The sequence below is a fragment of the Glaesserella australis genome, assembly GCF_003260095.1.
In the GTDB taxonomy this organism is placed as follows: domain Bacteria; phylum Pseudomonadota; class Gammaproteobacteria; order Enterobacterales; family Pasteurellaceae; genus Glaesserella; species Glaesserella australis.
This window is the reverse complement of record NZ_PTPX01000002.1, coordinates 116,330-140,716: the sequence shown is the minus strand read 5'-3', so window position 1 is coordinate 140,716 and position 24,387 is coordinate 116,330. Positions and strand designations below refer to the sequence as shown.

Below are 24,387 nucleotides of genomic sequence, written 5' to 3'. Positions count from 1 at the left end.
CGCTTATCCTCTATTATTGAACCAATCACGGAAACTCTCACCTTCAGCAGAAGGTAAATCACGGGCTTTTGTCCATTCAGCTAATGCACCCACTTGAATTGGGGCTTTGCCGTTTTTAATGAACTTACCAGCAACTTTCGCTCCAATATTCACGCCCACTTTCCATAGAGTTGGATGTGAGTTAGCGAAATTAAAACCGAAGATTGATAAACGCTCTGCCGTTGGAGTCATACCACTTTGTGCGATATGTTCACGGTGTTTTAAGATCAACTGTGCCAATGGAATTCTCACTGGACATACTGAGTTACACGCAGTACAGAGTGAACAAGCATAAGGCAACTCTTTAAACTCATCGTAACCGCCTAACAGTGGTGAAATCACCGAGCCGATTGGACCTGGATAGATCGAGCCGTAGCCGTGTCCGCCAATTTGACGATAAGCCGGGCAAGTGTTTAAGCACGCACCGCAACGGATACAGCGTAATACTTCTTTAAATTCGCTTTCAAGGATTTGTGAACGACCGTTATCGACGATCACTAAATGGAACTCTTCAGGGCCATCCGTTTCACCTTCAAGGCGTGGACCTGTTAGCCAAGTGTTGTAAGCGGTCAGTTTTGCCCCTACTGCACTACGAGCTAACATAGTGATAAGTACGTCAACTTCCTTAAATGTAGGCGCTAGACGTTCCATACCCATTACAGCGATATGGGTTTTTGGCACAGTGGTCGCTAAACGTAGGTTACCTTCATTGGTTACTAAACAGACTGAACCCGTTTCTGCAACCGCAAAGTTACAACCACTAATACCGATATCTGCTTCTAAGAAATCCTTACGGATCACTTGACGTACAAATGCGGTCATTTCTTCTGGTGTTTCAGAACCGTTATAGCCTAACTGTTCGTGCAATTCTTGACGGATTTTGTGGCGATCTTTGTGGATCGCTGGCACAACGATGTGTGATGGTTTATCGCCCACGATTTGTAACAGATATTCACCTAAGTCGGTTTCCACCACTTTGATTCCCTCGTTTTCAAGGACGTGGTTTAAACCAATCTCTTCCGTTACCATCGATTTAGACTTCACGATTTTTTTCGCATTTTTTTCTAAGGCAATTTGGCGAATGTAAGCGGTCGCTTCTTCGGCAGTTTCTGCAAAATAGACTTTTCCGCCGTTTTGTTGCACTTTTTCGCTCAATTGATAGAGATAAGCGTCTAAATTCGCTAATACGTGATTACGGATCTGTTTCGCATCATCACGCCACTCTTCCCAGTTGCCAAGTTCATCTACCATTCTTTGACGGTTTGCCCCGATGGTTTCTTGAGCTTTCACCACCGCCTTACGCATCATGGCGTTATGGATTTGATCGTCAACACGTTTTTTAAAGGCAAGATTGCTGGTTTTTAATGACATCTTATTTGCCCTCCTGCATCAAAACTTCTGCAATGTGCATGACTTTAATATTTTTTCCCTCACGGCTTAAACGTCCGCCAATATTCATTAAGCAACTCACATCCGCACCGATTAAATACTCAGGTTCAACTTCGGCAATATGTTCTACTTTTTCTTTAACCATTTCGCCTGAAATTTCTGCCATTTTGACCGAGAATGTCCCGCCAAAACCACAACAGGTTTGTTGGTTAGCAATAGGTAAAAGCTCTAGGCCTTTTACATTTTGTAACAACGTCACTGGCTCATTCACAATACCTAATTTACGAGAAAGGCTACAAGATGGGTGATAAACTGCTTTGCCTGTTAAAGTTGCACCAACATTGGTTACGCCAAGTACATTAACAATAAAGTCAGTTAAATCATGAAAACGATCAGCAACTTTCTTAGCACGTTCTGCCCATTCTGGCTCACCAAAACGCGCAAAATGTTCTGGGTATGTTTTAATGGCATATACGCAAGAACCCGCTGGAGCAACGATTGGATAGTCATTAACTTCGAAAGTCTCAACTAAATTTTTCATTCCTGCTAGTGCTTGCTTAGTGTACCCACTGTTAATCGCAGGTTGTCCACAACAGCCTTGTTTTTCAAGAAATGTAATTTTACATCCCAATTTTTCTAATAATAGTACGCTATTTTTTGCAACCCCTGCTTTGACAATATCGGCAATGCAGGTGACATAAAAATTCACGTTCATAAAAACTCCAACAAAAAATCAATTAAAAAAGAAAGGTGGGCTCCGCCCACCTAAGATTACACATTATAGAATAACGGTACAATAAAGAGTGCGGAAAGTGCCGCAATTACACCGTAAACAAACATTGGTACAACAGTGTGTTTGATAATTTCACCTTCTTTGTTGTTAATGTTCAATACAGAACATACTGCAACGATGTTGTTGATACATACCATGTTACCCATCGCACCACCAACAGATTGTACCGCAAGGATTAAGCTAACAGATAGACCCGTTTCCATTGCTGTTGAAAGCTGAACACTACCGAAAGTTAAGTTTGATACAGTATTAGAACCAGAGAAGAACGCACCTACTGCACCTAAGTAAGATGCGAAGATTGTCCAATATTCTCCTGTTGCTTGAGCAAAGCTTTTACCGATGATTTTCACCATAGAATCATCGCCACCAACAAGCATTAAGTTCACCATAATTAATGCACCTACAAGGGCAAAGAATGGATTCTTAGTTTGTTTTAAGCTACTTGCAAAAATATCTTTAGTATTTTTTGCCGATACCGCAAATACAGGAATTGCAATTAATACGGTAATCACAAATGGGATTAGCGCTGGTACATAGAGTAACTTATAGTTTGAACTGATCGTCGTACCAAAAATTTCTTTTAAGCTAAAGATCAAACCATGGCTAATATCAAATGTACCTAATGAACCTAACTGCATGCTAAACCAAGATGTTGCATCATTCATCATTGCTTTTAACGGTAATTGCTTGATACGAGTAATGATTAAGATCGCAATTAATAACCCTGTTGGGAATAGCGCTTTTACTACTTGAGCAGTAGTCACAGCATTGCTATCAACGGTATTATCTACTTTAGCTAAACCGATACCTTTATTTGCCACCCAAACAGAAATCACCATACCGATAGCACCGCCCACAAGTGATGGGAACTCATAGTTTACTTGTGCAAGTAAGAAGTAAGGAACCACGCAAGCAAAAACACTGATGTAGATAAACACGATATTTTTGCGGATCTCTTGCCAACTTACGATTAAACGTAAAGCCATCACAGGAATAATGAACGCAGCAATAGAGTGAATAAAGGCTGTAATAGAACCAATCTCAAGAATTTGTTCTTCAGGTAACTGTAATGGACCTAAACCGAACCACGTTGGTGTACCAACTGCACCGAATGAAACTGGTACAGAGTTCATCACTAACGCTAACATCGCTACCTTAAGTGGATGGAAACCAATACCCACAAGGATTGGTGCAGCAATCGCCGCAGGCGTACCGAAACCACTTGCACCTTCAATCATAAAGGCAAATGCCCAGCCAATGATCATCAACTGTGCCACAGGGTTTGGGTTAATGTTACCTAACCATTTACGCAGAATATCCGTTGCACCTGAAACTTCTGAAAAACGGTTGAAAAGAACTGCGCCAAAAATAACAGTAATTGGCGTTTGAACTGCAATCAATGCAGAAACAATATTGGCACTAACAGTTTGAATATCAGTTCCGAAATAAATCAATTGGATAATAAGCACAACCACCGCAATCCACGGTAAGGCGACATAAGATGGTAATGCGTTACGTTTTACCATTAAATAAATAAGTAAAACGATAGGAAAAATACTGAGAAATAGAGCCACAGAATACCTCTAAATAATAAAAAACACCCCTAGGGGAACAATGGGAGTTGGCATTCTAGAGAAAATATTAAAATAAAAAAGCAGAATATAACCATTTTGTGAAATTAATCACATTTATTCTACTCATTTGATTAACAATAATACGTTTTGCACTTAAATTTTAACATTTGTTGATTAAATGTTACGAATAAAGCAGCAAAATCTACAAATATAATCATTTTGCTCATCAATTTTCGACCATTTCTCTTCAACCAACTTCCATTGGCTTTCATCAAAGTCAAAAAAAGTATCACCTTCAATATTAGCTTGAATCTCAGTGAGATAAAGCTTATCTGCCAATGGCATCGCTTGTTTAAATAGCTCGCCCCCACCAATAATCATGATTTCATCACTATTTGCAAAACTTTTAGCTAATTCAACCGCTTGTTCAAGGCTTTCTGCCGAATAAGCTCCACCCACCGCAAAGCCTGAACGAGAAAGAATAATGTTCGGGCGTTTCGGCAACAATCTGCCGATAGATTCATAGGTTTTCCGCCCCATAATCACGGGTTTACCCACCGTATTGGCCCGAAACCACGCCAAATCCACCGGCAAATGCCACGGCATTGCATTCCCTTTACCGATCACCTTATTTAAGGTACGTGCAACTATTACACTTATTTTCATTTTGTTCCTGATTCGTTTTGAAATAAGGCAGATTTTAGCAGATAATAGCGGTCAATTTCTTTTCTTTTTTTACAACATTATGGCAAAAACAATCGTAGTCAAACTAGGCACTAGCACCTTAACCCACGGCACTAAAAGTTTAAGCCGTCCACATATGCTAGAAATCGTTAAACAAGTAGCCCAACTGCACCAACAGGGGCATCGTATCATCATTGTTACCTCTGGGGCAGTTGCCGCTGGGCGTGATTATTTGGGGCATCGTGAGCTACCGAAAACCTTAGCCAGCAAACAGCTTTTGGCGGCAGTGGGGCAAAGTCAGCTTATTCAAGTGTGGGAAAGTCTCTTTTCCATTTACAACATCAAAATCGGACAGATGTTGCTTACCCGTGCCGATATTGAGAACAAAGATCACTTTTTAAATGCAAGAGATACGCTCACGGCTTTGCTTGATCAACAAATTATCCCGATCATCAATGAAAATGATGCGGTGGCAACAGCAGAGTTTCGCATCGGCGATAACGATAATTTATCGGCGTTGGTAGCGATTTTGGCTCAAGCGGAATTGTTGATTTTATTGACCGATCAGGAAGGGCTATTTGACAGCGATCCACGCAAAAATCCAAATGCCAAACGTATTCCTGTAGTAGAAAAAATTACCCCTGAAATTCGTCAAATGGCAGGGGGCAGTGGCACAACGCTCGGCACGGGCGGAATGAGTACCAAAATTACTGCCGCTGATATTGCGACCCGTTCAGGTGTGGAAACGGCGATTGCGTCAGGGGAACGCCCAAATGTGATTTTTGATGTGGCACAAGGCTTAGAAATCGGTACACGTTTCTTGGCTCAATTAGACAAAATCGAAGGGCGTAAACAGTGGCTCTTTGGGGCGCCTCCTGCTGGTACGATCTTTATCGATCAAGGGGCTGAAAATGCTCTTGTGGTACAACACAAATCGCTGTTACCTGCAGGTATTGTGAAAATCGAAGGGCAATTCGCACGTGGGGAAGTCGCCAAAATTTGTAACCTTGACGGCAAGGTATTAGCTCTTGGCATTAGCCGTTACAACAGCGATGCTCTTGCGTTAATTAAAGGCAAAAAATCAACCGATATTGAAGCCATTCTCGGCTATGAATTTGGTTCGGTGGTGTTTCATCGAGATGAAATGGTGGTGCATTATTAATATGATAGACGGACACACTGCGTGTGTCCGAAATCTGTAAGAAACGGCTATACAACAAGGAAAATATATGGAACTCGGACTAGATCTTCTCGCTATTCTCTTTGTCGCTGCTTTTGTTGCGGGGTTTATTGACGCTATTGCAGGTGGCGGCGGATTGATTACGATCCCTGCCCTACTTTCTGTCGGCATTCCCCCTGCTGTTGCTCTTGGCACGAATAAATTACAAGCCTGTGGCGGTTCTTTTTCCGCTTCACTCTATTTTGTGCGGAAAAAGGCGGTGGATCTGAAACAAATCTGGCTGTTGATTGTGCTGACCTTTATCGGTGCGGCAATCGGTACGATTTTGGTGCAGTTAATTGATGTCAATGCCCTAAAAGTTGTACTGCCTTTTTTGATTTTAATTATTGGCTGTTACTTCTTATTTAGCCCAAGTTTAGGCGATGAACAACGCCGCCAACGAATGAGCTATCCAATGTTTGCCTGTACCGCTGCAATGGGGATTGGCTTTTATGACGGCTTATTCGGTCCAGCCACAGGGTCGTTTTTCACCCTTGCTTTTGTGCTGTTACTTGGTTTTAACTTAACGCAAAGCGTGGCTCACGCCAAAGTGTTGAACTTTACTTCGAATATCGCCTCGCTGATTTTCTTTATCTTGGGCGGTGCGATTTTGTGGAAAGTCGGCTTTTTGATGATGATTGGGCAATTTATCGGTGCATCCCTTGGGGCTAGAATGGTGGTGACAAAGGGCAAACAGATTATTCGCCCGTTGATCGTGATTATGTCATTTGTGATGGTTGCTAAAATGTTGTGGGATCAGGGGTATTTTGCTTTTTAGCCCTCTCTCTGCTTACAAATTCTAAACGAATTTGTAAGCTGTCTCTCTCCCGTAAACGGGAGAGAGTAAATATGGAACTTATAATGAATAAAGAAAAACGTATTGAAATTTTAACTCGCTTACGCAACGAAAATCCGCATCCGACCACGGAACTCAATTATTCCAATCCATTTGAGTTGTTGATTGCGGTAATTTTATCTGCTCAAGCAACGGACGTTGGTGTTAATAAAGCCACGGCGAAGCTCTACCCTGTAGCAAATACGCCACAGGCGATTTTAGACTTGGGTGTTGATGGCTTAAAAGAGTACATCAAAACCATCGGCTTATTTAACAGCAAAGCCGAAAACATTATTAAAACTTGCCGAGATCTTATCGAAAAGCATAACGGTGAAGTGCCACAAACTCGTGAAGAACTTGAAGCTCTTGCTGGCGTAGGTAGAAAGACCGCCAATGTGGTACTAAATACTGCTTTTGGACAGCCGACCATTGCGGTGGATACCCATATTTTCCGTGTCTCTAACCGCACCAATTTTGCCCCAGGGAAAGATGTGGTTAAAGTGGAAGAAAAGCTACTGAAAGTCGTGCCTGACGAGTTTAAGGTCGATGTTCACCACTGGTTAATTTTACACGGACGCTACACTTGCATTGCCCGTAAACCTCGCTGTGGTTCGTGTATTATTGAAGATTTATGTGAATATAAAGAAAAAACAGAGATTTAACCAAACACAAGCGGTCAGATTGGACTCGAAATTTGCAAATTCTAAGTACAAAGTGACCGCTTGTAAGTTGTAGCATACAAAAGCGAACATGAGTTCGCTTTTTCATTATTTCTTACGTTCCACCCACTTCCCATCAAGATAATCGACAATCCATTTGGTTGCTTTACCATTTTTCTCGGAAGTCACATATTGACGTTTTTCTTTACGGCTAAAGCGGATAATAGCTTCATTGCCTTCTGGATCTTGCTGTGGTGCGTCGGCTAGGTATTGCAATTTTTCAGGCAGACGTTCACTGTATTGAGCAAGCTCTGCCACTTTTGGCGCACGGGTTTCACGGGATTTCGGGAAGTTATGTGCCGACATAAACACACCGCTTGCACCGTCTCGCAACACAAAATAAGCGTCAGATTTTTCGCATTTCAATTCAGGGAACGCCACAGGCTCTTCTCTTGGTGGGGCAACTTCGCCGTTTTTGAGAATTTTGCGTGTGTTATCGCAGTTGGTACAGCCCATATATTTGCCGAAACGACCGAGTTTTAAGTGCATATCAGCCCCGCATTTGTCACACTCGACCACAGGTCCGTCATAACCTTTGATTTTGAATGATCCCTCTTCGATCAGATAACCATCACAATTTGGGTTGTTACCGCAAATATGAATTTTACGTTGCGGATCAATCACGTAACTATCCATTGCGGTATCGCATTTCGGACAACGTTTACGTTTCATCAAGGCGTTGGTTTCCGAATCTTCGTCCAACACATTGAGCAGTTCTGCTTCAGGAATTAAATTCACCGTCGTTTTGCAACGCTCTTTTGGCGGTAACGCATAGCCTGTGCAACCTAAGAACACCCCTGTACTTGCGGTGCGAATCGCCATTTTACGACTACAGGTCGGACAGTGAATATCCGTTTCCACAAGGTTATTTGGACGCATTCCGCCCTCTAACTCATCAAGTTCCGCAGTGGTTAATTTTTCAGAAAAATCCGCAAAGAAGCGGTTTAATTCGTCCTTCCAATTGCTATTGCCCGATGCGATTTGGTCGAGCGTATCTTCCATATTGGCGGTGAAATCGTAATTCATCAAATCGCTAAAAGCTTCATTTAAGCGGTCGGTGACGATCTCGCCCATTTTTTCTGCATAAAAACGGCGGTTTTCCACTCGTACATAGCCACGCTCTTGAATGGTCGAGATAATCGCCGCATAGGTTGAAGGGCGACCGATCCCCCGTTTTTCAAGCTCTTTTACCAACGCCGCTTCGCTATAACGTGCAGGCGGTTTGGTGAAGTGTTGGCTTGGCACGATCTCATTGAGTGTCAAGGTTTCTTTCAGGCTAACTTCTGGCAACTCTTGATCTTCAGCAGTTTTGCCTTGAACTGGCAACACTTTCGTCCAACCGTCAAAACGCAACACTCGCCCTTTGGTTTTCAATTCATAATCGCCAGCGGTCACAGTCAAACTGGTTGAGTCGTACTCCGCTGGGGTCATTTGGCAAGCTAAAAATTGTCGCCAAATCAAGTCGTACAAGCGTTCAGCGTCTTTTTCCATTCCGCTTAAATCTTGCATTTTGACCATAACATCAGATGGACGAATGGCTTCGTGAGCCTCTTGGGCTTTCTCTTTGCTTGCATAGAAATTCGGTTTGCTTGGCAAATAACGTTCGCCGAACTGCTTTTCAATATAGCCACGAGCCATTGACAACGCATCTTGGCTTAAGTTGGTCGAATCGGTACGCATATAGGTGATGTAACCTGCTTCGTACAGACGCTGTGCCAACATCATTGTTTTCTTCACACTAAAGCCTAAACGGGTGCTTGCCGTTTGTTGCAAGGTTGAAGTAATAAACGGGGCTTTGGCTTTGGACGATGTTGGTTTTTTGTCGATTTCGGTAACAATAAATGCAGAATTTTGCAAGGATCTGACCGCTTGTTCCGCCTCTTTTTGATTTTTCGCCGAGAATTTTTTGCCCTTAAATTGCACTAAATCTAAAGCCAACTCACCTTTTTTCGCCGATGTTTTCGCTAAAATTTCCCAAAATTCTTCCGGCTGAAACGCTTTGATTTCACGCTCACGCTCCACCAACAATTTCACCGCCACCGATTGCACACGCCCAGCGGACAAGCCTCGAGCGACTTTTTTCCACAGTAACGGCGACACCATAAAGCCCACCACACGATCTAAGAAACGGCGTGTTTGTTGAGCGTTTACTCTATCCATATTGAGTTGTTCAGGCTTTTCAAAGGCTTGTTTAATCGCATTTTTGGTAATTTCATTAAACACCACACGGCTAAAACGAGCTTCATCACCGCCGATCATCTCACGCAAATGCCACGCAATCGCCTCTCCCTCTCTATCCAAGTCGGTTGCGAGATAGATATGATCGGCTTTTTTGGCAAGGGATTTCAGTTCAGAAACGACTTTTTCCTTACCCGGTAAAATTTGGTAGTTCGCCTGCCAATCGTGGTAAGGATCGACCCCCATACGCTTGACTAAAGCGGTACGTTCTTTTTCCGATTTTACCAACGCTTTTTGCTCAGCGGACATTCCTTTGGTCGAAATCGGTTTTGCCTTTTCCGCTTTTTCCTCTTTTTCTACGCCACTGGTTGGCAAGTCGCGGATATGTCCGACACTGGATTTCACCACAAAGTCACTGCCTAAATATTTATTAATTGTTTTAGCTTTAGCTGGCGACTCGACAATTACTAATGATTTTCCCATTGAAAACACCTAAAAATATATGGTTGTAGGGTGGGTCTTGACCCACCATTAAAAATTGCATTCGTTAGCGGTGGGTCAAGACCCACCCTACTTTTTCTTTTAAAAGAAAAATGAAGAAAGAAAATAAAAAACTATTTCCTTAAAGTAAACATTTATTTGAACTCACTCAAAATTCTTGTAACAATAGCAAGCATTTTCTGAAAAGACAATATAAAGAAGGTTTCAATGGATAAACTCAACGCAATAAATCTCTTTTGTAAAGTAATCGAAACCCAAAGTTTTACCCAAGCGGCACAGCAAGAACAGATCTCGTTAGCAATGGCAAGTAAATTGGTCGCACAGTTGGAAGAACACCTTAACGTCCGCTTGCTACAACGCACCACACGCCGAATTAGCCCGACGGAAGCAGGCTTACTTTTTTATCAACGTTGTTTACCGATTTTAAATGAGCTAAAAGAAGCGGAAGATTGTGTGACCAATGTAACATCCAGCTTACATGGCAAACTTACTATGTCTTTACCCATGGATTTTGGCTCTCGCTTTATTGCCCCACATTTAAGTCAATTTACCGAAACCTATCCCCATTTACAGCTAAATTTAGAATTTAATGATCGCCGTGTAGATGTGGTGTCAGAAGGTTATGATTTAGTGTTGCGTATCGGCAAGCTGGAAGATAGTTCCATTGTGGCAAAACGAATTGCACAAGCACATCACTTAGTCGTCGCTTCTCCCGATTATTTAGCGAAATTTGGCACGCCACAAACGGCATTAGAGCTACAAGAACATCAATGTCTGTTGTATGAAACACAGCACTTTTGGCAGTTTAATGAAAACGGTCATCAAATTAAATTTAAACCGCAAGGACAAGTTTACAGCAACAATGGCTACGCCTTAGTACAAATGGCAAAAGCAGGACAAGGAATAATTAATATTCCGAAGTTTTTGATTAAAGATGAATTGGCGACTCAAGAGCTGATTCCTATTCTACATCATGTTGAACAAGAGCCACTTGATATTAGCCTGCTCTACCCAAATCGTCGCTATCTTTCCCCGAAAGTCAAAGTGGCGATTGAATTTTTTACACAATTAATGAAAGAGCAAAAAGATTTTTTATAGTGACGCTGAGACAAACAAGCGGTGATTTTTTAGCATTTATACAACCCAAATATCATTTACAAATTTCCCTAACATTAGCTCCCCCTGCTTGCGGGGGGAGCTGCCGAAGGCTGATGGGAGGGAGATAAGCCATATAAATGCAATATCATGTGCAACCTTATTGCAATCCCCCCTTCCGCCTTCGGCACCTTCCCCCGTAAACGGGGGAAGGGAATGTTACAAACAGTTGTAATTTTTAAACGAACGTTATCCAAGTTAATTTGCTACATAGAACAGCAAACCTTATTCCACCTTCTCATTGACCACCACGGGAATAAATTCTTCTTTGCGTAGGAAGTTCTGTTCTCTAAAGTTGATCGGAAAATGGCAAGCAAATTCATGTTGTCGGAATTTACGTAGCGGGGGTTTTACGACACATTTTTTCTGCGCAAAAGGACAACGTGGGCCAAGCCGACAACCAATCGGCATATCCTGCAACATAGGCACAGTTCCTTTTAGCGTATTCAGCCGTCCTTTAAAAGGTAAAGGCTTAGAAAAGTCTGGCACACTGTGCAATAGAACAGAGGTATAAGGGTGATAAGGCGTTTCCATAATGGTTTCCTTACTCGCAATTTCAACAGTCTGCCCACAATAAAGTACATTAAAAGAATCAACCCATTTATGCACGCTCAGCATATCATTGCTGACTAAAATAATGGATGTACCCAGATTTTTATTCATACTTGAGAGTAAACGATAAATTTGTAGCTGTGTGGTCGCTTCCATGGTATTGGTCGGTTCATCTGCAACCAACAAGCGTGGCTGATTCGCAACCGCCATCGCAATCATCACTTTCTGTGCTTCCCCCTCAGTAATATCGCTCGGGTAGCTCTGCATGATATCCTTATGATCTTTAATCCCAACCCGGTGTAATAACTCAATCGCTCGGCGTTTTTTCCAACCTAAACGTTCCCACCACTTGCCTTTAAAGCGGATAGTTTCCATTAATTGTTTACCAATTCTTTCACTGGGATCTAAACAAGATAATGGATCTTGGAAAATCATCGAAATATCGTCGCCAACGATTTTACGCCGTTGTGAAGGAGAAAGTTTTAACAGTTCCACATCGTTAAAACGAAAGCGATCAGCAGTAATAATCCACTCTTCTTTTACTAATCCACAAATGACCTTGGCAATTAAACTTTTCCCTGAGCCTGACTCTCCAACCAACCCACAAATTTCTCCATTATCAAGAGTTAAGTTGATATCATCGACCATTTTAATGCGTCCATTTGGTGTATTGATTTCAATACTTAAATGTCGAATATCGAGTAATGCCATATCTTCCCCTAATAACGATATTTTTCAAGGACACGCACAATGCTGTTCCCTAGCATCGTGATGATTAAAATAGAAAAAATGATAGCCATACCGGGTAAAATAACCGTCCAAGGCGCAATATAAATTAACTCAAGAGAATCTCGAATCATCACCCCCCATTCAGGCATTGGGCTTGTTGCACCTAACGAAATAAAACTCAAAGCACTAATATCAAGAATCGCAATCACAAAAATATGAGACAGTTCTTTCACCGCAATCACAGTTAAATTCGGCAAAACCACTTCTCGAATTAAATCTCGTTTTCTCGCCCCTTCTAGCTTTAATGTCACCACATATTCTCTAGCAAGTTCCCGCTGCGTCATTTGATAAATTTTATGAATAAAATGGGGCAACATAGCAAGGAAAATGGCTAACATCGCATTCACCAAAGAAGGCTCCATTAAGGTCGCAATAATAATGGCGATCAACAAAATTGGCGTAAATAAAAAGGTATCAAATAAGTGGCTTAAAATAAAAATAGAACCGCCTTTCTTTGTTCCTGCAATCACGCCAATAACGCCGCCTAACAAAGCGATCGCTAAGGTGATGATCAACGCCGATCCCACCGTATAATAAAAACCATAAAGAATACGGCTGAAAATATCCCGCCCTAAATCGTCTGTACCAAAGAAGTGGATAATCTGCCCATTATCACTCCACGACGGCGGCATAAGTTCTCGACCAATAAACTGGGTATCTGCATGATAAGGCGCGACAAAATAGCCAAAGAAAACTAAACCTATGAGCAATAAAAAGAAATTAACACTAATCAGTGCAAAGGTATCTTTTCTTAATTCTATCCAAAATTGACGTAAATACGCAGACTCTCGGAATTGTTCTGGATCTCGGTTAAATAACATTGTCTTTTACATTAATAAGAAAACGCCTAATCTTGTTTATTCTCAATAATCCAAGTTTTAAAGTGTGGATTATTGATTTCAACATGATTATCTAAATTACGAGTAATCAACTCATGCTTTTCTAGTTTTCGAAGCTTACCCTGAATGGTACTTGCAGAAATATCATTCACCCCTAATTGTTCTGCCAACATCGTACGAAATGCTTTGCTATAAACAGATAAATTTCCACCTGCGATATATTTTAATAGCAAATGTTCTAACTCACTTAATGTTTGCCAAACAGCATAATTATCTGATTGCTCATCAAATTGTGCTAATCGATATTGTGCTGCAGCCGATAAACTGAGATCAGGATTAACAATCATATCTTGCGTAATGGCTCTTAGATAAAGCGGTGTAAAATTCACCTGCTTAAATAACGCAAAAAATATGTCTTTATCAATCTGCTTTTGGGTACGTTGATAATAAATATCGGCTAAAAAATCCGTAAATGCTTTAGTCAAATTCGGGAAATCTAACGGATGAGCAAAGTGGAAAAATGGCGCCTTATTATCATTAAACATTGCTCGCAATCCATTTGTACTGCTTCCTGTAAAAATCACTTTCACTTTATTTTGGTTAATATCAAGCCCTGTCCGCAAAGAACGAATAAACCCATTAGCGCCTTTTATACGTGCTAATTCTTGAACTTCATCTAATAACATTAAAATAGGTTTATCGCTTCGCTGTGCAATCTCAGAAATAATCGTACTCACGGTGATTAATGGCGTTTCCGATTTCTGAGCTAACTCAATACCCACACCAAACAAATCAATACCACTAACCTGTTTAAGTTTATCTAAAAGTTTACTAGAACCTTTCGAGATTTTATCTAAAAAGGCGACTAACTCATGCGTAAATGTTTGCATGGTGTAGTTGTGTTGTTCCATAAAACTGAAATAAAAAACATGGAACCCCATCTGCTCTGCCATTGGTTTAATATCATTCAAAAGAAACTGTGTTTTCCCCATGCGACGCGGGGCAAAAAGGGTAAAAGCATGCGTAATCCCAATGTCTAGCGATGAAAGTAAACGAGTGGCAAGCTCGGTTCTTGGAAAATAAAGTGCATCAACAGTTTTCATCTCTTTTTCCTTTATATAAAATTATATTCCCCAAATATAATTATACATAATAAATATAATTTTGTATAAAACAGTCAAAAAAAGACCGCTTGTTACTTGTTATACCAATCTTTCTTATGAGAAGGGTCTAACAAATTCGTGAGTAAGCTGGCTAATAAATCCACACTCAAGACAAAAATACCAATTGCCAAAACCCCTGCAGAAATTGCATGGTAATCCTTTATCGCGAGCGCATTGATCATCCAACGCCCCACGCCTCCCCAGCTAACCACATTCTCAATTAACATAGCAAAGGCAAAAATTAACGTCACATTACGGGCAATACTTGGAATAAGTGGTGGCAATGTGTTTCTAAGAATATGTACCCACCAAATTTTAAGTGGAGACCAACCTCGTATTCGAGCAACTTTCACATAGTTTTGTTGTAGAACATATTCTGTGCGTAATTTCGTGATTCTCATCATTTCAAGTGTTGCCGGAACAGCTAACACCAACGTTGGCAAAGCAAGATGATGCAAAGCACTCTGTAACATCTTTAATTTATAGGGCGAGTCTGATAAAAAAATATCTAGCGTTTTCACCCCTGTAATAACGGGGACATCATAAATAGGATGCAACTCCCCTACCGCTGAAATTGCCCAATGATGACTTGATGCATAAGCAAGTAACACAATAGCAAGCCAAAACACAGGCACAGCAAGGCTTAAAGAGCCTAATGTCCCCATCAGCTTCCCTATCATATTTTTTCGCTGAACTGCTGCAAAAAAGCCTAAAGGAATACCTAAAATCAAAGAAAGAATAGACGCAGATAAGCACAGTGAAATGGTGGCGGGGAACACACTCAAAATTAATTTGGTTAAAGGTTCTCCTGTCATTTCACTAAAACCCAAATTACCCGCCAAAAGTTGTTGAAGATAGATCCAATAACCTGAAATGCCCTGAGCCATAGATGCATAATGTGGATTTCTAAGCAAAATCCAATAGCTAATACAAGACAAAATCAGCAATGAAATAATGACGAGAAAAAGCTTACGAATTAAAGAAAGCAACATATTATTTCACCTTAATCTTAGATAATTCGACCTGCCCAAAAGGACTGATTTTGACATGCTCAACCGTATTATTCACCACTAACAATCGCTTCACATTTAGCAGTGGCAATAAGGGCAAACGTTCTTCAAGCAATGCTTGGATTTGCTGATAATAGGCTAAACGTCTTTGTGGATCACTTTCCTTTTCTGCCTGATTTAATAACTCATCAAACTCTAAACTGCACCAATTTGATAAATTGGTCACCTTATCCTTTAACCGACAGCTCAGAATAGACGAAAGAAAGCTATTTGGGTCAAAATTATGCGCCAACCAACCACTTAAAATTAAATCGTACTCTGCATTACCTTGTTCAAGTTGCTGAACTAAATAAGCTCGGCTCACTTGCTTTACTTCAATCTCAATCCCTGCTTTTGCTAATTCTGAACGAAGATATTCCGCCATTTTTAACGGATGTAAATTATAAACCCGCTTTTCATCAATCACCCATAGGATCAAGCGGTCAGATACTTCATTTTTTTTACGAATTTCAGGCTGATAAGGATAACCATCTAGGTTGGCTTCGGCATATAACGCCTTTGGCAATACATTCTGCGCGACGTCGGCTACACCATAAAACAAAATACGAGCAAGTCTGTCTCGATCAATACTCTGAGCAATTTTCTGACGCAACAGTGGATCCTTCATCTTCTCTTTCTGAAAATTAAACGCCAAGAAAGCTAAATTAGCGCCATCTGTTTCAACAATATATCCCTGATTTGTTTGCAAAGCAGAAAGTTGGCTCGGTTCAGGAAATGCCGCAATATCGCACTCCCGATTCATAAACTTCGCCATTCGCCCTGTACCCGATGTAGAAAAATCAACAACCATATTGGTTATTTTCGCTTTATCACCCCAATAACGACCGTTAGGTTGTAAACGCACAAAATCATTCTGTACATAATTTTCTAACTGATAAACCCCGGTGCCAATTGGTAAAATATCTAGCTGCACCAAATTCTCATCGGCATTAAGCTGTAGCGCATACTCTTTCGATAAAATCACGGCATATTGACTTGCTAAATGTGCCAAAATAGAACTATCTGGCTGAGTGAGTTGGATTGTAACAACATGGGCAGAAGGCGCAGACACCGACACAATTTTGTTACTTAAATCGATGCTCTCAAAATAAGAAAAATACGCACGATCAGCGAGCAATGGCGATTGTATTTTTTTGACCACTTCCCGATTTAATTCAGGTAAATCATCTACCTTCCCTAACACACGATTTAGGGAAAAAACAACATCTTCACTGGTTAAATAACGTGTTGGTGTAAACCATTTGGTATGGTGAAATGACACCTTTTTTCTCAAATAAAAGGTGAGCGTCAAACCGTCATCACTCACTTCAAATCGCTCAGCTAAGGCAGGTTTTAAGCGATTTTGCTCTGGGTCAAATTCAATCAATTTGTCGTAAATTTGTTCTGTTACCACATTAATATTTGAACCCGCATCTGCTTTTTGCGGATTAAATGAAAAGCCTGATGCGCTTGTACAATATACTAAGCTATCATTTAATAAAGGTTGTGGAATTTTAGGCGATGCATAAGCGGATGAATAACCCAAAAATATTGCAAAAAAACTGCTCAATCCTACCGCTTGTAGATATTTTTTCATTATTTACTGATCCCATAAGATCGTAGTTTATTTGCAATCGCTGTATGAGAAACCCCTAGGCGCTGAGCCAATTTTCTTGTACTCGGGAACTCCGCATAAAACTTACGTAATAACGAAGCTTCAAATCGATTGACTAACTCATCTAAAGATCCTTGTTCTAAATGAGTAATTTCAAACTGATTTGTTGCCACTTCAGGTAAATTCAAATCTGCAGGACGTAATTGATCGGTGACTAATGAACAAGCACGATAAATCGCATTATATAGTTCACGTAAATTGCCAGGCCAGTGATAGCCTTGTAATGCCTTAATAAATTGCTCATCGTAACTCGGCGTACGAATACCCAGTTGCTGACTAATTTGCGCGACAAAATAATCCGTCAATAATGTTAAATCGCCTTGGCGTTCTCTCAATGGTGGAAGATTCAAGGTAAGTACATTCAAACGGTGATAAAGATCTTCGCGTACCTTACCTTCTGCTACAAGGGTTGCTAATGGTTTTTGTGATGTACAAATCACTCGAACATCCACGTGAATTTCATTATCTTCACCGACTCGTCGGAACGAGCCATCATTAAGAAAACGTAACAACTTCCCTTGCATTTCCAGGGATAATTCCGAAATGGAATCTAACAATACTGTCCCGCCATTAGCATATTCAAAGAATCCAACATTTGCACGCTCACTGCCGTGGCGTCCAAACATTTCACTTTCGGCTTCTTCCGCAGGTAGTCCCGCACAGTTAACCGCGATGAATTTTTGGTCACGACGAAAACTAAATTGATGACAAGCCTTTGCCAATAAATCTTTACCTGTTCCTGTCTCTCCTTGAATAAGTAGAGGCACATTTAGTGTAGAGAACTTTTTCGCTTGTTCTATAACCGCTTTCATTTTGACGCTTTTCGTCAGAATATGATCAAAGTCACTATTTTGATTCGCCATAAATTGACGTAAATCCAACTGCATCGCTTGCTGTGACTGTAATGTAACTACATAGCCTAAAGGACGATTACGAGAAGATTCCCATAATTCAATCGGTAATAAGTCCATTCGCCAAACTTGCTCATTAAATTGGATAGGATGAGAGACGGGCTGTAATGTGGTCGGTAATAAGGAATTTCCTTGTTGTAAAACCCATTGATACCATTTAGTTCTGTTCAGATTAACAATAATTTCATTAAGCGCAATACCTTCAAGAGAAACGAGCTGTTCTTGTTTCTTCTTAGGTAATGACTGCCGATAAACTGGTAATAAAACTTTACAAGCTTGGGAGTTAGCAAAAGCAATTTTGCCATTAAGATCTAAAGATAGAACGGGGTTTGGCAATGCTTCAAGCAATGCGCGCAATTCAAGATTTTTCCGTTCTTGAGGTAGATGATGAATTTTCTGTACCGCTGTAATGCCAGGAATCTTTTTAAGTTGTTTAACAAAATCGACTGTTTGGGCATTGTCCATAGTTTCCGTACGTAAATAGACTAAGCCTTTTTCATCTTGTTTCTCTAACTCAATGCCTTCTAAATTAATACCCTGGGTTGCTAATAAACTTAAAATATCTTGAGCTACGCCAACACGCTCAATACACTCTATCGAAAATCTCATTATTCCCTGCCTTATCCGTTGTAAAATTAACGAGAAATCTGACCGCTTTTAATATGCTATGATACTCTGAAAAACATGAATTGGAAATTTTTGTTTACAAAAAAGAGGGGATAATCCCCTCTTTATTATAAATTTTCATCCCGCTCATTCCCGTTAAAGTGATCTGGATTTAACGCTGTACATCCATGCTGTTCTAACTTTCTTTTTGTGAAATTTGAACGTGTTGCCGAACTACTATTATTTAGACTAATCACACCAATAATGGCATTATTACATTGATGTTTATTCACAAAAACAAGGTTATAACCTGACTCACGGATATAGCCTGTTTTATTGATAGCTGCATCAAAAATTTCTTCACGTACTAATCTATTTGTATTTTGCACAAAGACATTACGTCTACCTGCTTTAATATAAGCGGCTCTTGTATTGGATAAAACGTGAATTTGTGGATAGTTCATTGCATATTTTGTCAGTTTCACCAAATCAGCCGCACTCGAGATATTTAGACTAGATAAACCTGAGCTATCATGGAAACGCGTAGATTTCATGCCTAACTGCGCTGCCTTTACATTCATTTTTTGAATAAATTGAGTACGACTCATCCCTGTTGCTCGAGCTAAAGCATGAGCTGCATAGTTGTCTGAATGAACCAACATTGCTGTCAATAATTCATTGCAGGCGATTGGCGTATTTTTAGGTAGTTTTGTGCCCGTTCCTTTTATATAGTCCGTATCTTCACTCGAAATAGCCATTGCACAATTTTTTCTTTCATTATTTTCTAAAAAAATAATTGCAGTCATCAGTTTGGTTACTGATGCAATAGGCTGAACATGATTTGCTGCGCGACTTTCTAGCACTCTATCATGGGTAAAATCATAGACAACGTAAGATTGTGCTATGGCAAGAGAAGGCAAACAAAACAAGTAAGGGAATAATTTTTTTAACATATTATTTAGTTAGATATAAGAATGAAAAAATGGCATTGATAAAATAAAAATCCAACTTAATAGCCCAATTGATTAAGTTGGATTATAGAATAAGAAAACGACTAAATTAAGAAATCGTTGTACCTTCTGTTGTACCTGTCACGACTTGTTTTAATGCGCCAGCTTTACCCATATTAAAGACACGAATCGGCATACCGTGGTCACGCGCTAGGGTGAAAGCCGCTAAGTCCATCACTTGTAGCTCTTTTTCGATCACTTCTGCATAGGTTAAGTTTTGATACAGTTTTGCGTCCGCATATTTTGCAGGGTCTTTATCATATACACCATCTACTTTCGTTGCCTTTAATACAACATCTGCTTCAATTTCGATACCACGCAAACATGCTGCAGAATCTGTTGTAAAGAATGGACTACCTGTTCCGGCAGAGAAAATCACCACACGTTTTTCTCTTAACATTTTAATTGCTTCAGACCAGTTATATGTATCGCAAATCCCATTTAATTGGAATGCAGACATTAATTTCGCATTGACATCCGCACGGTGTAAAGCATCACGCATTGCCAAACCATTCATCACGGTTGCAAGCATTCCCATATGGTCACCAACAACACGGTTCATACCCGCTTTTGCCAATTTTGCACCACGGAATAAGTTACCGCCACCGAGTACAACACCGACTTCAACGCCCATTGCAAGTAATTCTTTGATCTCCAATGCCATTCTATCTAAGATAGAAGGATCAATACCAAAGCCTTCATCGCCTTGTAATGCTTCACCACTTAACTTTAACAAAATACGTTTATAAATTGGATTGCTCATTTTGACCTCTGTATAACGGTTTTTGGGAAAAAATCGAATTATTATAGATGATCTTAAATGTAGAGCAAAGTAGTAAAGGCAATAGAATTTCCCTTTTATTTTTTGTAAAATCGCCATCCCTTTACTTTCGAGCACGATTTCATGAATATTTCAAAATATATCGCTACCTTAATTGGCTTTGGTTTAGCTTACTTAGTAAGCTATTTAATGCTACTTGGTTCAGGATTTTTTCCATCACCTGAGATCAGCAATGTATTGCTTCTCACACTTGTCATCTTAGTCGCCAATGCATCTAAAAAAGCTTTCTATTTTATCTTGTTACCTATTGCGATTTTATATGCCCTTTATACCCCTGTTGGCTTAACCTTTGGTCCACCATCCTACCAATATGTAGCATCGGTATTCGCAACAGATATGCAAGAAAGCAAAGAGTTCTTTAGCCAAATCCCATGGATAAATTTTGTCGCTTGTTTTGGTATTGTGATTGCGTTATTAAGTTTTCGCTGGATAAGTCAAAAATGGGAAGTTGAATATCATCGAAATAAAACCTTATTAGGATTAGGTATCGCATTAGTCTTTATCTCTACGCCCCCCTTTAAATTTATTAAAGAAGGTATGGATTCGATAGTCAAGGTAAAAACAGAACTTGATAGACTCAACAGTATGTCAATCGAAAGCCAATGGGGAACATCACAACTTACCACGGAGAGCCGTTATGATGATTATATTTTAGTCATCGGCGAAAGCGCTCGCAAAGACTACCACCACGCTTATGGCTACCCTGCGCCAAATACCCCTTTTATGAGTTCTGCAAATGGTGTCTTGATAGACGGCTTAACCGCAGGTGGAACCAATACGATTGCATCACTTAAATTAATGCTCACCAAACCAGATACAGAAAAGTGGGAAGGTGAATATGGGTTAAGCATGGTTGATCTTGTGAAATCCGCTGGTATTAAAACCTATTGGCTCTCTAACCAAGGCTATATTGGTACTTTTGATACGCCAGTTTCATCTTTAGCGAATAAAAGTGATGAGACATTTTTCTTAAAATCTGGCGATTCCTTTAATCAAAATATCAGTGATTTTGATTTATTACCGAAATTTACAGAGATCCTTAAACAAAAAGCAACGGGAAAACGCTTTATTGTCGTTCATTTATACGGCTCACACCCAATCAGTTGTGACCGCTTAACTGACTATCCGAAAATGTTTGATGATGAAAAAATCGGTAAAAAATATGCCAATGTAAATTGCTATGTTTCAAGCATTAAGAAAACAGATGAAATGCTAAAACGGCTATACGAAGAACTTCGTAAAAATCAGCAAGAATCGCACCGCTTGTTCTCCATGGTTTACTTCTCTGATCATGGTTTAGCCCATGACATGAGTAAAGAAGAAATTGCGATTCATAACAGTAGTGGCAAAAGTAAACTTCACTTTGATATTCCACTCTTTAAAATCTCAAGTGATGACACCGAAAGAAAAGTGTATAAAGCGATGAAATCAGGCTTAAATTTTACCGATGGCATTGCAAAATGGGTTGGAATAAGTAACCCAAAACTAAATAGCAATATTGATTTATTTAGCCCAACACCTGACAAAGATGATTATGGTTTGAAAAAACTGATTGATTCTTTTGAAGGAGAAATTGATCCTGCAGTCCCTATTCCATAGCTCGTATAATGTATAAAGCTCGCCTAAGCGAGCTTTATTACTATTGCCTTGCCATTCTTCTATTTTCAGGCAATGTTTCAAAATTCGAACGAAAAGGATTAATATCCAATCCACCACGCCTTGTATAACGGGCATAAACCGTTAATTTTTCAGGGGTGGCAAACTGCATTAAATCACAAAAAATACGTTCTACACACTGCTCATGAAATTCATTATGTTCACGGAAAGAAACTAAATAGCGTAAAAGTTTTTCACGATCTAACCGCTTACCAACATAGTGAATCTGAACACTCCCCCAGTCTGGTTGAGAAGTAATTAAACAATTTGACTTAAGTAAATGACTTACAAGTGTTTCTTCCACCATATCACCTGATGCAATATCATTTAGGTATGATGTAGAGAATTGATAGCTATCAATACAAATATCCTGGTCATCAATACACTCTCCATCAAAGTCCGCAATAGGTTGATGGGTAAAGTCTGATAATTTGTAAATATTCACGCTAACCTGACCGCTTGCACATTGGTTTAAATCATGTTGCAAACGTTGCTGAACATCATTCATTGATGCAAAACGAGTTTGATTAAAACTATTTAAATATAGTTTAAAACTTTTTGACTCAATTAAATTTTGGCTACGGAAATCAATCGACACATCGGCAATCGCAACTTGTGGTACACCATTGAGATTTAACCATGATAATTCATAGAGCGTCCAAATATCAGCTCCAGCATTAAAGGGTTGTTGCTCCGTAATACCAAGGCTATCACGATTTAACTTTCTCGGCACAGCTTGAAGTAAATGTGGATCGTAGCTACTTTTATACTCTGTTTTTTGTCCTAAAGTTAAATGGGCTAAACTTTCATCATTGTAATTCATGGTTTTCCTTTATTGCGAAAAAGAAATAATCCTACCGTAAAAAACAAATTCTACAAACAAAAAAAATCCCCCTACAGAGAGGGGGATTTAATATTAAGTCACGATATCATGCAATAGTTACACCAAACTCGAAAATTCACATAGGGGTGGGGTTATCCCCACCCGTTAAATGAAGAGTTGTGTAAGTACTACATAAAACCGCTAGTTAAGCAGTTATTACCATTGGTAACCTACACCAACAGATCCACCAACATCACCACGGGTATTCGCGTTACCTTGTAATTTAAGGATTAGCTTACCGTTGTCAGAAGCACGTGAGTAACCCACTGCCACTGCTGATTGACCTTTGAATGTACCCGCTGCTGCTGCAACCATTGATTTACCTGGAATATAAACTTGTGGTAAACCTGCTGCTGCGTTTGCACCTGCGATACCTGCACGTAAGTCTTTGTTGCTACGGTTGATCTTATTGTGAATATCGCCAGCCGTTTGTTTCAATTGGCTATAGTTCACTGCGTCATTATCCGCTGTACCTGCTGCTACATTAGTAATTTTCGCTGCAGAACCATCCGCTTTAGCAATTTTCACATCACCATTGTCGCTGCTGATAACTGGACCTGTATTGCCACCAACTTGTACTGTCGTAAAGGTTGGAGTCATTGAAGTTGCAATCGCAATGTCTTTACCATTACGTGTAATTTCAATGTTGTTACCTGCATTTACATTTACAGTATCACCTGCTTTCACTGGTGCTGATGTTGTATCACCAATAACTTTACTGTTTACAGAATCTGCTACTGTTGATGAATTCACATTCCAGTGTGCGTTGTTAATTGCATTTACAACAGTAGTTGCATTTAAGAAGCTATCACCATTTACTGGTGCTGCCACTGAACCATCTGTATTAACGCCATTTGGTGTTGTGCTATCGCCTAATGTTGTGGTATTCACATCGTAACTTACGTTGAAGGTATCTGGTTGACCATCTTTACCTTGTACTACAGTTACATTTGCTGTTGTACCATTACCATTTACGTAATTCACAGCATCACCTGGGTTAATAACTTGTGCAGTTGGGTTTTCAACTTTGTTGCCATCTGCATCAATTACTGTTGTTGGTTTCGTTGTCCAACCAGTATTGTTGATGGTATCGATCACCTCAGCAGTTGTTGCCACTTTATTTGGCGTAATATCGCCTTCTGCAACGCCTGTTGTTGTATTCGCACTGATATTACCTTTATCAATTTGAACTGTGATCTCACGAACACCTGATGTTGCATTCGTTTTACCTACTACATCAACACCATCACCGCCGATAAACTCAACTTTGTTTGCGTTCTTAACTGTATCTACATACTCGTTATCTTTAACGCCTACAACCCAACCC

At 40.0% G+C, this 24,387-nt stretch carries 20 protein-coding genes and 1 pseudogene; 5 read left to right on the top strand and 16 right to left on the bottom strand.

Annotated elements, in window-relative coordinates; translation table 11 throughout:
* Positions 1–3 precede the first annotated feature (3 nt).
* The 4 genes from C5N92_RS01450 to C5N92_RS01435 all read right to left on the bottom strand — a co-directional run bounded on the left by C5N92_RS01450 (position 4) and on the right by C5N92_RS01435 (position 4,461).
* Positions 4–1,410: a LutB/LldF family L-lactate oxidation iron-sulfur protein gene (locus C5N92_RS01450; RefSeq protein WP_111749105.1), complete on the bottom strand. Its 1,407-nt coding sequence runs from the start codon at positions 1,408–1,410 to the stop codon at positions 4–6.
* Position 1,411: 1 nt separating this feature from the next.
* A complete protein-coding gene (locus tag C5N92_RS01445; protein ID WP_111749104.1) occupies positions 1,412–2,143 on the bottom strand; it encodes a (Fe-S)-binding protein in 732 nt (243 codons plus the stop codon).
* Between the two features lie 56 nt (positions 2,144–2,199).
* Entirely contained in the window at positions 2,200–3,795 is a 1,596-nt protein-coding gene (locus C5N92_RS01440) for a lactate permease LctP family transporter (RefSeq protein ID WP_111749103.1), read from the bottom strand.
* Between the two features lie 174 nt (positions 3,796–3,969).
* A complete protein-coding gene (locus tag C5N92_RS01435; protein ID WP_111749102.1) occupies positions 3,970–4,461 on the bottom strand; it encodes a dihydrofolate reductase in 492 nt (163 codons plus the stop codon).
* 79 nt (positions 4,462–4,540) lie between these two features.
* Here C5N92_RS01435 and proB point away from each other — a divergent pair, with 79 nt between their 5' ends.
* The 3 genes from proB to nth all read left to right on the top strand — a co-directional run bounded on the left by proB (position 4,541) and on the right by nth (position 7,195).
* A complete protein-coding gene (gene proB / locus C5N92_RS01430; RefSeq protein ID WP_111749101.1) occupies positions 4,541–5,641 on the top strand; it encodes a glutamate 5-kinase in 1,101 nt (366 codons plus the stop codon).
* Between the two features lie 67 nt (positions 5,642–5,708).
* Positions 5,709–6,476, top strand: a complete 768-nt coding sequence (locus C5N92_RS01425) for a TSUP family transporter (protein ID WP_111749100.1) — start codon at positions 5,709–5,711, stop codon at positions 6,474–6,476.
* A gap of 83 nt (positions 6,477–6,559) precedes the next feature.
* On the top strand, positions 6,560–7,195 hold the full coding sequence (nth, locus tag C5N92_RS01420; RefSeq protein ID WP_111749099.1) for an endonuclease III: 636 nt from the start codon (positions 6,560–6,562) through the stop codon (positions 7,193–7,195).
* A gap of 105 nt (positions 7,196–7,300) precedes the next feature.
* Here nth and topA read toward each other — a convergent pair whose 3' ends face one another.
* A complete protein-coding gene (gene topA, locus C5N92_RS01415) occupies positions 7,301–9,913 on the bottom strand; it encodes a type I DNA topoisomerase (RefSeq protein ID WP_111749098.1) in 2,613 nt (870 codons plus the stop codon).
* Positions 9,914–10,138: 225 nt separating this feature from the next.
* On the opposite strand from topA, the gene C5N92_RS01410 reads away from it, so the two are divergent.
* Positions 10,139–11,029 carry a LysR family transcriptional regulator gene (locus C5N92_RS01410; protein ID WP_111749097.1) on the top strand — a complete coding sequence of 297 codons (891 nt, stop codon included), beginning with the start codon at positions 10,139–10,141 and terminating at the stop codon, positions 11,027–11,029.
* Positions 11,030–11,311: 282 nt separating this feature from the next.
* Here C5N92_RS01410 and C5N92_RS01405 read toward each other — a convergent pair whose 3' ends face one another.
* The 9 genes and pseudogenes from C5N92_RS01405 to pyrH all read right to left on the bottom strand — a co-directional run bounded on the left by C5N92_RS01405 (position 11,312) and on the right by pyrH (position 20,443).
* Positions 11,312–12,349 (bottom strand): peptide ABC transporter ATP-binding protein, encoded by a 1,038-nt coding sequence (locus tag C5N92_RS01405; RefSeq protein WP_111749096.1) that lies wholly within the window; start codon positions 12,347–12,349, stop codon positions 11,312–11,314.
* Between the two features lie 8 nt (positions 12,350–12,357).
* Positions 12,358–13,248 (bottom strand): ABC transporter permease subunit, encoded by an 891-nt coding sequence (locus C5N92_RS01400; RefSeq protein ID WP_111749095.1) that lies wholly within the window; start codon positions 13,246–13,248, stop codon positions 12,358–12,360.
* Positions 13,249–13,274: 26 nt separating this feature from the next.
* Positions 13,275–14,369 (bottom strand): ATP-binding protein, encoded by a 1,095-nt coding sequence (locus tag C5N92_RS01395; protein WP_111749094.1) that lies wholly within the window; start codon positions 14,367–14,369, stop codon positions 13,275–13,277.
* A gap of 92 nt (positions 14,370–14,461) precedes the next feature.
* A complete protein-coding gene (locus C5N92_RS01390; RefSeq protein WP_111749093.1) occupies positions 14,462–15,421 on the bottom strand; it encodes an ABC transporter permease in 960 nt (319 codons plus the stop codon).
* Position 15,422: 1 nt separating this feature from the next.
* Positions 15,423–17,075 carry an ABC transporter substrate-binding protein gene (locus tag C5N92_RS01385; protein WP_111749092.1) on the bottom strand — a complete coding sequence of 551 codons (1,653 nt, stop codon included), beginning with the start codon at positions 17,073–17,075 and terminating at the stop codon, positions 15,423–15,425.
* Positions 17,075–18,016, bottom strand: coding sequence for a sigma 54-interacting transcriptional regulator (locus C5N92_RS01380; protein ID WP_369828947.1), 942 nt, complete (start codon positions 18,014–18,016; stop codon positions 17,075–17,077). Before C5N92_RS01380 ends, C5N92_RS01385 begins: the two co-directional genes overlap by 1 nt.
* Before the next feature lie 522 nt (positions 18,017–18,538).
* Positions 18,539–18,673, bottom strand: a pseudogene (locus C5N92_RS11435) (hypothetical protein); the annotation flags it as partial.
* Positions 18,674–18,798: 125 nt separating this feature from the next.
* Positions 18,799–19,623 carry a D-alanyl-D-alanine carboxypeptidase family protein gene (locus C5N92_RS01375; RefSeq protein WP_111749090.1) on the bottom strand — a complete coding sequence of 275 codons (825 nt, stop codon included), beginning with the start codon at positions 19,621–19,623 and terminating at the stop codon, positions 18,799–18,801.
* Between the two features lie 106 nt (positions 19,624–19,729).
* Positions 19,730–20,443 carry a UMP kinase gene (gene pyrH, locus C5N92_RS01370; RefSeq protein WP_111749089.1) on the bottom strand — a complete coding sequence of 238 codons (714 nt, stop codon included), beginning with the start codon at positions 20,441–20,443 and terminating at the stop codon, positions 19,730–19,732.
* Positions 20,444–20,584: 141 nt separating this feature from the next.
* On the opposite strand from pyrH, the gene C5N92_RS01365 reads away from it, so the two are divergent.
* Entirely contained in the window at positions 20,585–22,120 is a 1,536-nt protein-coding gene (locus C5N92_RS01365; RefSeq protein WP_111749088.1) for a phosphoethanolamine transferase, read from the top strand.
* 40 nt (positions 22,121–22,160) lie between these two features.
* Here C5N92_RS01365 and queF read toward each other — a convergent pair whose 3' ends face one another.
* Positions 22,161–23,000 (bottom strand): NADPH-dependent 7-cyano-7-deazaguanine reductase QueF, encoded by an 840-nt coding sequence (gene queF / locus C5N92_RS01360; protein WP_111749087.1) that lies wholly within the window; start codon positions 22,998–23,000, stop codon positions 22,161–22,163.
* Between the two features lie 216 nt (positions 23,001–23,216).
* Positions 23,217–24,387: YadA family autotransporter adhesin (locus tag C5N92_RS01355; RefSeq protein WP_181015861.1), on the bottom strand; the 1,171-nt coding region annotated here is incomplete at its 5' end.